This is a genomic window from Pararhizobium sp. LjRoot235, from assembly GCF_964254145.1.
Taxonomy (GTDB): domain Bacteria; phylum Pseudomonadota; class Alphaproteobacteria; order Rhizobiales; family Rhizobiaceae; genus Pararhizobium.
In genome coordinates this window covers 121,303-134,177 of the sequence record NZ_CAXUSP020000003.1, presented here as the reverse complement: position 1 = coordinate 134,177, position 12,875 = coordinate 121,303, and the positions used below count along the sequence as shown (strand labels likewise).

General features: G+C 57.4%; 9 protein-coding genes and 1 pseudogene. All 10 read right to left on the bottom strand.

Translation table 11 applies throughout. The features are described from left to right. Positions 1-16: 16 nt before the first annotated feature. The gene (locus ACSQ2Z_RS26930) at positions 17-1,615 is read right to left on the bottom strand and encodes a hypothetical protein (protein WP_436084287.1); all 1,599 of its coding nucleotides are present in this window, start codon (positions 1,613-1,615) and stop codon (positions 17-19) included. A gap of 56 nt (positions 1,616-1,671) precedes the next feature. Next, a pseudogene (locus ACSQ2Z_RS26925) lies at positions 1,672-1,974 on the bottom strand (SDR family oxidoreductase); the annotation flags it as partial. Positions 1,975-2,433: 459 nt separating this feature from the next. Then, on the bottom strand, positions 2,434-3,237 hold the full coding sequence (locus ACSQ2Z_RS26920) for a hypothetical protein (protein WP_436084286.1): 804 nt from the start codon (positions 3,235-3,237) through the stop codon (positions 2,434-2,436). Between the two features lie 13 nt (positions 3,238-3,250). Then, the gene (locus ACSQ2Z_RS26915) at positions 3,251-7,150 is read right to left on the bottom strand and encodes a CHAT domain-containing protein (RefSeq protein ID WP_436084285.1); all 3,900 of its coding nucleotides are present in this window, start codon (positions 7,148-7,150) and stop codon (positions 3,251-3,253) included. After that, positions 7,147-8,007, bottom strand: a complete 861-nt coding sequence (locus ACSQ2Z_RS26910; RefSeq protein ID WP_436084284.1) for a hypothetical protein — start codon at positions 8,005-8,007, stop codon at positions 7,147-7,149. The genes ACSQ2Z_RS26915 and ACSQ2Z_RS26910 overlap by 4 nt, the downstream gene beginning before the upstream one ends. A 16-nt stretch (positions 8,008-8,023) precedes the next feature. Further along, on the bottom strand, positions 8,024-9,337 hold the full coding sequence (locus tag ACSQ2Z_RS26905; protein ID WP_436084283.1) for a CHASE2 domain-containing protein: 1,314 nt from the start codon (positions 9,335-9,337) through the stop codon (positions 8,024-8,026). Positions 9,338-10,094: 757 nt separating this feature from the next. Then, positions 10,095-10,523, bottom strand: coding sequence for a hypothetical protein (locus ACSQ2Z_RS26900; protein ID WP_436084282.1), 429 nt, complete (start codon positions 10,521-10,523; stop codon positions 10,095-10,097). Positions 10,524-10,570: 47 nt separating this feature from the next. Then, positions 10,571-11,047 (bottom strand): hypothetical protein, encoded by a 477-nt coding sequence (locus ACSQ2Z_RS26895; protein WP_436084281.1) that lies wholly within the window; start codon positions 11,045-11,047, stop codon positions 10,571-10,573. Positions 11,048-11,772: 725 nt separating this feature from the next. Continuing rightward, complete coding sequence (locus ACSQ2Z_RS26890; protein ID WP_436084280.1) at positions 11,773-12,024, bottom strand: hypothetical protein; 252 nt, start codon at positions 12,022-12,024, stop codon at positions 11,773-11,775. Between the two features lie 357 nt (positions 12,025-12,381). Beyond that, positions 12,382-12,576: a hypothetical protein gene (locus ACSQ2Z_RS26885; protein ID WP_436084279.1), complete on the bottom strand. Its 195-nt coding sequence runs from the start codon at positions 12,574-12,576 to the stop codon at positions 12,382-12,384. Positions 12,577-12,875 lie beyond the last annotated feature (299 nt).

Genomic DNA, 12,875 nt, shown 5'->3' with positions numbered 1-12,875 from the left:
ACCCCCCTAGGTTGCTCTAATCGTTATCGCCAGCTTGTGCTGCCAACTTGGCGGCTTTCAGGGCACCGACCTTCTTCCACCAAGGTAATATTTCCCCAAGGTCGAAAGGGAAGGGTTTCCGCTCTGTTGTCCGCGGCACGAAATCGCGCCGTAGCTCGCGAACACCCCAGGCCGCGTATCTGTCATCTGTGGCCACGCGGAACGTTTCAAGAAGCTCGTCGGGCGTACACGTAGTCAGCAACTCATCAAGCTCCTGTATCTGGCAGAAGACCGGCCGGCGCTTGTCCTGCTCTTCAATCTCCGTCTCCTTTTCGGCAACCAGTGCGTTGGCCTCCTCGACTACGTGTGCCCGCAGATCGCCCGCCATCTGTGTCCACGCTTCCATGGTGAGAACAATGCCGGTCGCATTGTCGGCTACATCAAGCTTCACGATACCGCGCCGCACGTGGGAGAAGAATTTCCACAGCTGGAACACCGCCTTGGCCATTTGGCTATATCCTGCCTTGGCGTTCTCGACTGGATCCTCGCCGTACTGCGCCTCGAACGTGAGCTTTGTCGCTTTGCACTCGAACACCGAGACAATCACGCCGTCCTTCTTTAGGAGAATGTCCGGCGTGTCGATATTGTTCTTTTTATAGACGTACTTTTCTGCTGGCGCCGGATTAAACTCAGGGCACTGAGCCCTTATGGCGCGGCGGGCGTACTCTTCGAACCGAGCATTCGCGTCATTCGTTACGGGCGTTCCACCTGATGCAATGTCGTAGTAAAGGCCCAGCGTGCCCCTCATCATCAGCAATTCAGGCAGTGGCGCGCAATACAGGTCGTCGTAGGCTCGTGCAGTCCTTATCAAGGGTTTGATCCGCAAGTAGCTGGGGCGATAGATGACAGGCAGATTGACTTTGAGCCGCTCCTCAAACAAATCAAGCAAGTCTGTCGCACCGCGTCGAACTTGCCAACGCTCACCGGACACAAGAGAGATTGCCTTTTCCACGGCTTCCGAACTGATATGGAGCATTTCCTCAACACCATTGATGCGCGATATCCATGGCTTCTCGACGTGGACGGCATACAACGCGAAGCATACGCCGAAGAAGTCCAAGATCGACAGGCCGTGGGTCTTCTGGAAATGCTCCGCACATAGTCCCTGACCGTAAATATACAAATAGCGGTACACGTCCATGCTGCGCACCCAGCCGCGCTGCCAAGCAAACTGACGGTGACCGATACGGTGCATTTCAAGCAGGATGTTGCTCGTCTGAATGCGAACTTCGCTCTCATCCTCCTCAACGGCGCGGAGGGTATTGACCAGCTCGACGACTGTGTTGAACTGCTTCGTATCAACCGGATGCTGGCGCCATGGGGGCACGAATGCTTTTGGTGTAGTGAGCGTCAGCCCGATAAGAGTTTCCAAGTCCCACGGATAGACGGCAAACTTCGATCCAATTCCAGGGCTCTCCGCTTGTGGTGGATAATCCAAGAACTTGTCCGCCCGTTGGTGCTTCCTACCCTGTAAGGCATGGATAGCCCAGAACATCCGCAGCAAACGCAGATCATCGGTATGGCTCAGCATGCTTTTCAGATAAGGCAATGCGGGCTTCGGAGCGGTTCTAGGCATGGCGTATCCAAGATTGCGATACCGCAAGCCTACCAGAAGTAGTTGCCAAAATTCGAGGGTTGCGCCATCGTTATCCCGTGAAGAATAGCAGCGGCAACGGTAGCTTCATCGGCGATGCCCTTCAGGAATTCGAAGAACTGGGTGGAATGGACGATTGTGTACGGGATAGGCGACGCTTTGATGAGTCTCTCCTGGGCAAGCTTAGCTCTGAAGTATCCGTTTTCCGGCAGTCGCTCCGTTCCCACGATCGACAGGGCAATATGGTGCTTTATGCCGGCCTTTGCTTCCGCGGCGAGCAGATTCCGGCCCGACGTTTCGAAGAACTCGAGGACCGCGTTGTCATCCCACGAAGGCGAGTTGTCATTTGGCACTTAATCGCAAGAATGCGGCTGTTTGGATTTAGTTTTGCACTTAATTTGAGAATCGCGACGAAGAGAATCTCAAATTAAGTGCAAATACCGAGACGTACGCGATTGGCTCGTGCGGGCCGCGATGTCGTTGAAAATGCTGCCAAAGCAATCTCGATTCTCGCCCGTGCGTCATCGGGAAGTCATTGAAGAACGCCGTCGATTTCGACGACGGCTGATTCTCATATTAAGTGCCAAAATCCGTACAACAATCTCACATCAACTGCCTCGTCTCAAATTAAATGCCCCTCTATCTTATTGAAAATATTGAGGTGAGAGTCTTACGGTTAACTGCAAAACGACACGTGGGCCAGATCGTTCCATTTCAAGTACTTGGCATGGTGTAGTCGGTGGTTCGAATCTCATCAAGAGCTCAAGATCCATCTGCATAGCAATCGTGTACCACCAACTTCAGTCAAACGTCGTGTGGAACTGCAGTGTAGCGTTGTCGCTTTCAAGTGTGTAACCGACAACCTTGCAGCCCTTATTTTCCCGTACAGGTGCGGCGCCCCTCAAGGTAAGCGTCTCGACTGATCCCTCATAAAATGCTTCGACGCGATAAGGTGCGGGCGGGCAGCCTTTGCGGAACGTGTAGGCCATGCCGGAAAAGGCGCCACCCGATGTCCATGGCCTGCCTTCGAAGAGCACCTGACCCGATTTGATTGCCGGTGACAAACCCTTGCGCGGTTCGAGATAGAGGATCTTGCCCTCGTGCGGCAGAACACGCATGGCCGAGCCGTTATGGTTGAGGACGAGTTCTTCAGCCATCTGCTCCCAGTAGGGCCTGGTCTTGTTCGCGTTACGGGGATGGATGTTGGTGAGATCGGCGACCGCGTAGGTCAGGCCGCACATCTTGATGTAATCGCCGTCGCGGCTGACCAGGAAGGTCTGGACGTCGCGGCACGCCATGCGCTGGCCGATCCGAACGCCATCGCGGAAAATCCGAATGGGACAATCACGCAAGGTGCATTCCTTGCTGTCGATCTTCATTGAGATGGTGAGCGCCTGTCCTTCGGCTGTGGTCTGCACCGTGATTTGGGTTGCGCCAGATTGCAGAACCTCGGGATACTCCGGCCAATAGTTTGCGACATCGGGCTCGGAAAATTCCGCTTGGTGGACGATTGGCTTGACGAAATAATCTTCTGCCGCCGCCGGTTGAAAGGGCGTCAGGGCGAAGACAAAGGCCTGCAAATACAGGTATAGAAATTTCTTCATCTGTTCGTTTCCATCAATCGGCGCCAACGATTTCGAAAGGCGCCCATAGTGCGGGGTGGGACAATTCATGTGACTCCGACTGCCGCATCTCCTTCATCGCCACACCGAGCGCTGCGGAATACGAAAGTTCGGAATCCTGCCGATAGGCACGAAGCATCGATGTCGTCAGTCTGGAGGCCGCAATCGAGTCTACCGCCCAGTGGGATACGAGCAGATTGCGCGTTCCGGCGAAGAAGAAGGACTTGGCGAGGCCGGACAGCCCGTCGGCGCTTTTGGCGCCGGGCGCAGCCGTATTGCAGGCCGACAACAGCACCATTTCAGCGTTAAGCCGCATTTCGGCAATTTCGCTGGCGGCAAGATAGCCGTCATAGCCCGACTTTTCGTCTGCTTCGGATGGCGTAAGCACGAGGCCGGGTTCTCGAAGGCTGCCGATCTCGCCAGCCACCAGTCCATGCGTGGCGAAAGCCAGGATCGCATACCGGTCGAGGTTCATGGAGCGGACGCGACTTTCCGTGGCCTGCTGGCCGAGGACGAGGCTTCCCGCCGATGCGCCCAGCGTGACGCTGAGCTGCTGCAGCTCGTCTGCCGTATCCGGTAGCCGTGGCAACGCGCGCAGCCTTTCAATCTCCGCGCCGCCTCTGAGGCTCAGGACCTCGCCAAGCTCATAGCCGCGCAGATCCGCCGGATTCCCGTCGAGCACGGGATCGCCGATGCCCAGGAAGGGTTCCTTGCCGGGGCTTGCGGAGGCCGCTTCCCGGAGGATCGGCAGGGAGGTCGCGGATGGCAGGCGGGTGATGACGTGGCGATCCGCCAGCCATTCCACGCGGCCGTTACCGTTCCCGCCGCCATCCGGCGACGCGACGAGAATCGAGAAGGGTATGATTTCCAGCGCGCCGTCCGGAACGATGAGCAGTTTCCCCGGAAGCTTGCCGATCGCCGTTTCTACGGGCTTCAGGATCGCTTCGTAGAGCGCGTGAGCATCGTCGTAGCGGAAGTTCGGCAGACGTCCGCCACGGATCTGTATGCCGCGGCGCGTAGACTGCACGAGCCTGTCGATGACCTCGGCGGGGCTTTTCAATTTCACGGATTTCGCGTCTGACGTCGTGATGATGGTGGCGATATAACCGTCTTCCGTCCTCAGGTAGGAAACGAGTGCCTCGTCCGCCGCGAGCGTTTTGGCAATACGCTCCATCGATAGGGAGGACACGCTTGCCAGTTCGACATATTTCGGAAACTGGGTCTTCAGCCGCTGATCGAGCTCGTCGATCTGCGCCCCGATCTTTTGCCGCTGCTCGGTAGCCGAAGGATTGAGCGCAACCCATTGGCGACGCATTTCCTCCCGCTGCCGTGCGATGTCGGCGAGGGCCGGCGACACTGCGGCGAGACGCGCTCCAAGGCGATTGACCGTGCCACCGGCGCCGCCGGTGTTCAAAAGCTGGGCGATCTGGAATACGGCGTCAGCTTCATCTCCGCTCATCGAGGCGTTATCGGGAAGAACGTTTGCGGCATATTCGAGCGCCGGCCGTGCCGTCCTGAGAATGATTTCCTGCGTTTCGTTGCGCGAGAAGCTCTGCATCGAGAGCACGGATCGCACATACCGGGTAAGCTTGACCGCGAAAGCGCGTGCGCGGGCCTCGTCTTTCAGTTCGCGGCTGGCGATCATCGCGCCGTGCGCCGCCCCGATGATCCGCTCCCAGTCAAGTTGGTCCCGCCCCTGGCCGTCCTGCCCGGAGGCGGCCTCTTTCGTGTATTGCGTTCCATTCTCCGGAACCATCCAGCGGAAACCGCCAAGCGCCAGCACCGGATGTCCGGTTATCAGCCAACGCCAACCGTCTCTGTAGCTCTCCTCGTGAAAATCGACGGAGAGATGCGAAAGAAGCAAGGTTCCGGGGCTGTCACCCGTACGATAACGGATCCCGCTGAGATAAGCCCAGCCGAGAGCCAGTTCGATTTGACCGCGGCGGGCAAGTTCGTCGGCGATCAGGGCCGCGTCGAAATCCTCCGAGAAAAGAAAGCTGAAGCGGTCATGCTTCTTTTCGAATTCGTCCGCCGAGATGGGATTGTCGAGAAACGTCCGTTCTCGGGTGCTCAAAGGGCGTTGGGTGAATCCCCGGACCGCGAATGCGCGCGAGAAATGCGGCCTGACAGTATCGAATTCGGTCCGCCGCAGCAGGGCCCACAGACGCCAGTCCGGTGCGAGCAGCCCGCCGACACCCGTGGGAGTATCGTCGATTTTCAGGTTGGCGAGTTCGCTCCTGACGGCGTCAAAGTTTATAGTTCCGGCTTCCCCAATCGAGAGGCAGAAAGCGGCCTGATCGGCGATCTTGATAGTCTCGGGCCGTGACGCGCAGATCTCGCTTGCTACGTTGATACCGGCGACGGGAAGCTTCTGAGGAAGCAATAGACGCAGAAGGCGCCGCTCCTCGTTCTCCGGAAGTGTCGGGAGTGATGTCGTGATCGCACGGAAAGCCTGACGATCATCCTCGACGATTGCCTTGTAGAGCTGCATGCTGAGCGAAAGTCTGGTGCCGGTTGCGGAAAATTGCTCGAAGAGCGAGAGGAATGTGTCGGGAGACCCGAAAGCCGCTTCCAGTTGGAGGCGCTCCTGAAATACGTCCGCCCGGAATGTCTGTTCCGCTGACGAAAGCGGACGGTCCTTCGGTAGGAGCGCCAGACCAATGTCGAAAAGGGCGATCGCATCGCCATTGATCCTCATCGATGCCAGTTGCGCTCCCCAACGAAGAGGTCCGATGCAAGCCGAAGGGATCGATTTGCCTGGCAGATCGACTTCGTAGCTATCGGGCTTGCCGGGGAATAAGCGGCAAAGGGTCCTCAGTTCGTCATCCGGAATCCGCCTGTAGTTTGTCGCGATGATCCGGCCGAAGATCAGCTGAATATTCAGCTGATCTTGATAGTCGAGCAGGCTGAGATCGTTGAAACCGGCGAGATATGGCCGCAGGTCGCGTTCGACGAAGAATCGGGCCGCGACACGGTCATACGCGGTCAGCGGCCGGTCCTGGTAGTCGTTCCAACTAACCATCGGCGCCGCGTTCGGATCGGGGAACATCAGGAACATGGCAGGCTTCATGCGAGCGATGAAGAGCGTCTTTTCCTGCACGGTCTTTACGCGGGCATGGAGCTTTTCCAGGCCGGCATAGGCCGCGTCCATGACGCCTTTTTGCGCAAGCGCCTCGATCGCTGTGCGGGCTTCGTTCAATCCGGCCACGGTCAGCGGAGTTTCGACCTGTTGTTCTGAACGGTTACGGGCTTCCTGAAGCAGCCTGGCGGCATCCGGGCCAGTCACCGTTGACGCAAGGTTGATCTCACTCTGGCCAATTGCCTTGCGTGCGGCTGCCGTAGGAGCTGCCTTGTGCAATAGAGGATAGAAGGCCAGCCGCAGCCGGGCAGGGGCATCGACTTCCTCCAGAAAACGGAACCCCTCCTCCAGATCCTGCAGCGCCTGCCAGGTGTCGGAGCGTGACAATTGCTCCTGCCCCAACACGAGGTAACCGTGGCCGATCTGTGCGATCAGCTTCGGATCGTTCTGGGCCCAGTTCAGCAGTTGCGACAATCCCATCCGCAATGACTGGATGCCACGAAAGGCCAGCTCACGTCGTTGCTTGTCCTGGTAAAACGCGGCTTCGCGCAGCATGGCTTCGCCGACATCGATCAGCAGGATGGCTGCTTCGGAGCCGTATTTTCCGTTGCGTTGCTCCGCCGCCGCAAGAAGCTGCTTCAACCCGGGAAGAATGGCGTTCCTCAACGCGGCCTGATCGGGGTTGCCGGATTGCAGGCTGTCTTTCAGGCCGGCGTGGCGATCATTGATGGCGGCACCCTCGAAGGCCGCAGCTCCGGACGATGCCAAGAGAGTTGCCGCGCAGGCCAGGCGGATGAACAGCCGACGCACCATCATGGCCAGTCCGCAAAATTGACGGCATCAAGCAAGGCCTGACGTAGACGGTCATCGAGCGGCAGGGTTCTAAAGGTCTGAGCCGCCTCGAGCGCCCAAGCTCCATCAGAGGCACTGACGCTTTCGACGATCTTCATGGCCTGCATGATCGAGGCTTCTTCGCCTTCCGGGCCGAAAGGAGTTTCCGATTTCCCTCGTATCACATAGGTGGCAGCGATGTTGCCCGCGCTCTCCAGCTGCAGCCGGTAGATGGCGTCGTTCTCGATCTTAACGCGAAGGGTGGCATTGCGGTCACGCTCCTGGCTCTGTGAAGCAAGCTCCCGTCCACCGGCGTCGAGGATCGCGATCCTGAACGGCGCGGTTCCATCCACCCACTGGATATGCAGCTCCCGGTGGCCGGCTGCGAGGAAACTTTCATCGGCTTCCGCCAGCGCAGGCATCTGGGCCGTCAGCCCCTCGCGGCTTCGCATCGCGCGGCTCTCGGTCTTCGGATCCCACCAGGAAAGCACTTTCTGGAAGCGCTGGAAGCGGCCGGTCATCCCGGAAACGAACCCGTTTTCAGGTACGGTAAAGGCATATTTGTCTGGCGCGGGAACCGTGCAGCCCTCTGCGTCACCTGGCGCATCGCCAATGACCACGCATTCGCCGCCGACGAGCAGCTTGAGGTAACCGCCCTTGCTGATGGAGACGGTTTCGCCTGCCGCTAGGCCGGTCCCGAGCTGCAGGGTGGTTGGGGATCGAAACGCGATCAGATCCGCAGCATTGAAATCGGCCACGATTGCTGCCGGTGCATCCTCCGCCTTGGCGGAAAACGCGGCAAGGCCGAGCAGGATGGGGGCGACGAAAATGTGCTGCTTCATTGTTGCGATGCTCCGGTCAGGAATTGTTGAGAAAGGCGCGCCAGCCGAGGCGGTGGCACAAAAGGTCTTTGAAGAAGGCGAATACCGACTCCACGCCGATCAGGATCGCCGTCAGGCCGATCGTCCCGCGAACGATCGTGATGGCCGTGTTGGCGTCGGCGAGGTGCAACGCCCCCGCATAGACGGCGAGCATGCCTGCAAAATATGCCAGGCCGAAAAAGATGGGCTTCAGGTTGAGAAAGCCGACAAGTGCGATGGTCGCAAGCAGCACTGTCAGGGTATTGGTGGTGAAATCCGAAACGTGGCGAGCTTCCAGCATTCTGTCGCCGGTGGAGATCGCGTTGGCCAGAACCCTTGCACCGTCCATGCGGCCGATCGGCGTATCATGGCGGTCACCTGCCTTGGCATAAGCGCCGCCGATAATGACGATGCGATCCTGAACGCTGGCCGCGGCGATACCACGGCTCAGGACGTCGCCGGACGACCAGAGATAGAAGGCAGGCTTCGACCTGCCATCCGTCGTCACAAAGTCCTGCGAAGGCCCTTTCTGCAGGTCATCGCCCAGCACGAAATGCACGGGAGCCTTTCGCCGGGTCAGGAATTGCTCGCGGTCGATATTCGAGCTGCTGTCACACCGGGGCGCCACGGCGCAGATGCCTCCGGTCTCCGCGCTGGCCAGACAGGCTGCAGCCTTGCGTGTTTCCATCGGGCTCCCCTGCCGGGGCGACAGGTAGAGCAGAAGTTGCGGTGACAGCAGAGCCTCGCAGCTATTCTGTGTTGTGGTCCACAAGTTCCATTCGTCGAGGGCGCCGCCTTCCGAATTCTGGAATACCGAACTGATCCAGAAGATGGGACGCGCACCGCTGAAATGCTGGTCGAAGGCCGTGGGCACAGCGGACGGTTCCTCGGATCCTTTAGCCTGGCGGGTAAGCTCTCTGGGAAACATGAGGAGGGGATCGCTATTCAACCATCCGGAAAGCACCGTCTCGAGAGAGGCCATGTCATCCGATGCGGTCGGCAACGAAATATCGAAATCAACGAGGATCGCCTTGGGCTTCATCGGACGCAGCTTGTCGATCAAGGCCGCGAGATGGCTCTTCCGCATCGGGAAAGGCTCGCCGAGACCTCCATAGTCGGCTTCATCGATCATCACCATCGTGACCGGCTTGTCCGGTCCCGGATCGAGATGCAGCGCGCGCGAGAGGATGTGAAGGGTTTCCGGGCTTGGAAGATTTGTCGCTGCGACCAGAAAGTCAGCTATCGAAGTTGTGAGCGCTAACGCACAGAAAACGGCTGCTGAAATAAAACCGGCTCTGAAAACTCCTGCCATTTTCAGCATGCGACGAAACACGAGACCTGTACTCCCCAACATTTCTGTGGGCGTTTCATAGGTCCTAATCGATTAACTTTCGGTTCGATTCAATCGTCGATACCTGCCCAACGAGGCGGTTTTAGCAGATGTCCTACAAAGAGAGTCTTTGTCTCGTGCAGATATCACGCCTTTAAGCCTCTGTTCGCTAAACATTCGTTGCACAGGTCGACGGTTCACATCCCTTCAAGGCGAGGGAGCCACTATCAAAGCCCTGAAGAAGGTTGGCGACTTTTTGCCGCCCACCAGGGCAAAGCGCAATTTGACACGCTTATCAAATGCCACGAACTACTGGAGCACGCCCTCGCTGATTTGGTGGATGGATAAAGATCGCATGGACAAGCTCGCGGCGGAAATTTTGGCTGGGGGAGACGATTTCTAGCCTTGACGAATGAGAACATAAATAGAACATACCGTCCATGTCAAACCGCAAGAGCGAACTCACTCCGGCAGGAATAGACCGAGGCTGGCCGCATCAGGTCGCTCTCGCGGCGCACCTGTGCACTGGCAAGCAAGCCGCAGCCCATGACCGGTTTTGCAAGGGACTGTCCCGCTGCGTGCGCGGTCATTCTGTGCGGTTTGAAGATGTCGGATACCTCGTGCACTGCTTTTCCATCCGCGAGGATGCTGAGGCGTTCATGAAGCAATTCGGCGGGGAATGGTTCGACCCCAAACACAGGGGGCGAGGGCCTAATTGGTTCAAGTGGAATAGGCCGTCCTAGGAATCGACCTCGGACGAATTGGCAATGAACTGGCCGGATCGATTGATAATGCCCCTTTCAAGGAGAGCATCTCGGGTAGGTTCAAGCTTCTTGCTGCTTGCAAGCGAGTAGGCCCAAGCCTCTTCGACGGCTTTTAGAATGTCGGGGTCGTCACCCCATCTGCTCCTCACAAAGGCCTGAAGGTGTTCGACATATCCGAGATACCATGCACGGCGGTCATCCTCCATGTCTGGCACAAGGTGTGCCGCAAACATCAAATAATCGATAACGGCGTTCCAGAAATGCAGTTGAGCCGACGCGACCCGTTCCCGCTCAAGGTCTATCGCCTCGTTGGCGATAGTGGCCACTGCCATCGGCGGCAAAACCTTGAGAATGGCCTTCCATTCCGTGAATTCATTCCACTGGTCCAACAGTGCTTGTGTCAAGGAAGTCTCCAAGGTGAATTCGGTTAGGAGGCGGGCGATGCTTGGAATTACGTTTCCTTCGGACGGGTGAACCCTGACAGCGCCCAAGCTAGCGCAGCACCGATGGCCAGCAAGCCAAGGGGAACCCCGAACGCAAAAGCAGTAATTCCGCCAAGGGTCTCCCATGGGCGCGCAGGGTAGAGCGGAATTTTTACCGCTGTGTACATCTGTGTGGTTAGCTGCTCTTCGTCCAGGTCTTTGTATTCAGGGAATAAGGCGCGGAACTTCTTCATGCCATACCAGCACTTGTCCCATGGCCGCTCCTCGCTCTGTCCGGAATCGAGGGTATAGTCAGCTTTGATGGCTCCCCGCGTCTGATAGCAGTAGACCGGAACCATAGCCTCAGCATTCTCCGGAATTTCCGACAGTAGCTGTCCCTTATCGAATTCCTGTTTGACGTTGTTGAAACTGAATGTGAGAACGACGATGACGAAAACCGCCGATAGAACCAGCCAAAGCCGAAAAAGACCGCGTTTTATATTCATGGAATCCCCCGAGTATCTGCGGAGATAAGCACAAGTCACGGTGGCGCGAAATATGTTGACAGCAGATTCCGGTGGGCCGCTAATCACGGGGTGAAGTCCTTTTCTGCCAGCCTGCCGTTCCCCCCATCCGTCAACAACCTATTCCTGAACGTGTCCCGTGGCGGGCGCGTGAAAACCGCGACTCGGGTGTGGGAGTAAGAGGCAGATTGCCACAAGCATGCTGGCATTGTCCGGCTGAATGGTGATGTGGTGGCGGTCTACACGCATGAATGTCAGCGGCGTCTACGCCATGACCATCGGCGACCACATCCATTACATTGGGAGTGCGCCGATTTCTCCCGGCGGTTCAATATGGGATACGGGAATATCTCGCCCAAGAAACGCTATAAGGGCGGTCAGCAGACGAATTGCGGGTCAACAATCTCATCTGCGACGCGGGTCAGACTGGAATCTTATCTAGTCCCATGAGACTGTCTCGTCGCATCCGGTGGGATGCTTGCCGGGGCGTTGTGCGGACCCGCCCGCAGCTGATGGCGAAAAGAATTTGCGGGGGCGGTCAAATCCCTTTGCAAGCGTGGTCGGGGCTTATGAGCCCAAGGGGGCAAATCGGATCTATGTCACGCGAGACGTTCCCGATCTGTGCTCCCAGGATCGCATAATATCTCCTAGGGAACCGCAGGTTGCGTGGCGCTGACCACTTTGAATTTAGCGGTTTTTAGTAGCGGCTACTGCCTCTGCCTGAATAATGCCATCTCAATTTCTTGCTTTGACATGCCGTTCGCTGCATTGGCGAAACGGTCCGTAAGCGCCGCGAATTCAGGGTCCGTCGCACTGGCAAGAGACACGCCAAGCAGCCAATTCGGCGAAGTGCCCAGTTCATCTGCGATCTTCATAAGGCGACCGATGATGATGGCCGGTGTGATACCGTAGTCGAGCGCCCATTCGATGATAGGCTGTTCAACCTCTTCAAAAAGCAAAAGCGTGCTATCGTTGATCGGTTCGACAGTGGGAGGCACATTTATGACGACTAGGTGGGACTTCACTTACAAAGAATGGGACAGTCTCGTGCGCCTCTACGACCACGAGAGCGCAACCCTCCCCAACGATGTCGACCGGAAATGCCGGGAGCTTGGCTTGACTGACCAAACAGGTCTTACTGACGCGGGAAAGCGACTTGTCGAACACGAGCTTCTCATGGAGCGAAGGAACCGGCTTCAGCGATGAACCTCATAGACTACGCTCCTGCCGCTGCTTCACGCTGTTATGGCAAGGTGCGCAAAGGTGATTTCCTGTTGCAAGTTTTGATTGTTTTTCAAACACCAAACCTCTCTGCCTTAAGGCTGCTTAAGGGTGCCCATGCGTTGGACGCTCAGGTAGTTGAGGCAAGCGACCATGTCGTCGACCTCATCGAAGTCCAGACAGTCGAGCTGGATGTCCTTATAAAAGGTCGGCTGTCCGGTGAAGATGTCGATCACAGACCAATATTCGTCTCTGTCGTTTTTCCTTGCGCTGTACCTGAGGTTAGGCATGCGTCGTCCTAACATAAGCCGGATTGTTCTATTTCAAATATGTTTGAGGAGATGCGGTTTGGGGCGCCCGATTCTGGCGCCGTCACGGTGCCCTCCTTTCGCTTTGAAACGTGAAGATGGCCTAATTTGTTCCTTTGGGCCCAGATCGCTCAGTTTCGCGAGTTGGATCGCCCATCCCAATAGTCAGGAGCCAGGTGCTCGGCGTAGCGCCATTCGGTGATGCCGTGGCCACGCTCTTTGCCGAAGGCCCCCACTTCACGCAGCCAGGATAATCGCAGTAATGATAGAAGCGCACCGGC

Excerpts from the sequence above, each read along its gene's own strand:
- ACSQ2Z_RS26930 (WP_436084287.1), bottom strand. The coding sequence starts at position 1,615 with ATGCCTAGAACCGCTCCGAAGCCCGCATTGCCTTATCTGAAAAGCATG.
- ACSQ2Z_RS26920 (WP_436084286.1), bottom strand. The coding sequence starts at position 3,237 with ATGAAGAAATTTCTATACCTGTATTTGCAGGCCTTTGTCTTCGCCCTG.
- ACSQ2Z_RS26915 (WP_436084285.1), bottom strand. The coding sequence starts at position 7,150 with ATGATGGTGCGTCGGCTGTTCATCCGCCTGGCCTGCGCGGCAACTCTC.
- ACSQ2Z_RS26910 (WP_436084284.1), bottom strand. The coding sequence starts at position 8,007 with ATGAAGCAGCACATTTTCGTCGCCCCCATCCTGCTCGGCCTTGCCGCG.
- ACSQ2Z_RS26905 (WP_436084283.1), bottom strand. The coding sequence starts at position 9,337 with ATGGCAGGAGTTTTCAGAGCCGGTTTTATTTCAGCAGCCGTTTTCTGT.
- ACSQ2Z_RS26895 (WP_436084281.1), bottom strand. The coding sequence starts at position 11,047 with ATGAATATAAAACGCGGTCTTTTTCGGCTTTGGCTGGTTCTATCGGCG.
- ACSQ2Z_RS26885 (WP_436084279.1), bottom strand. The coding sequence starts at position 12,576 with ATGCCTAACCTCAGGTACAGCGCAAGGAAAAACGACAGAGACGAATAT.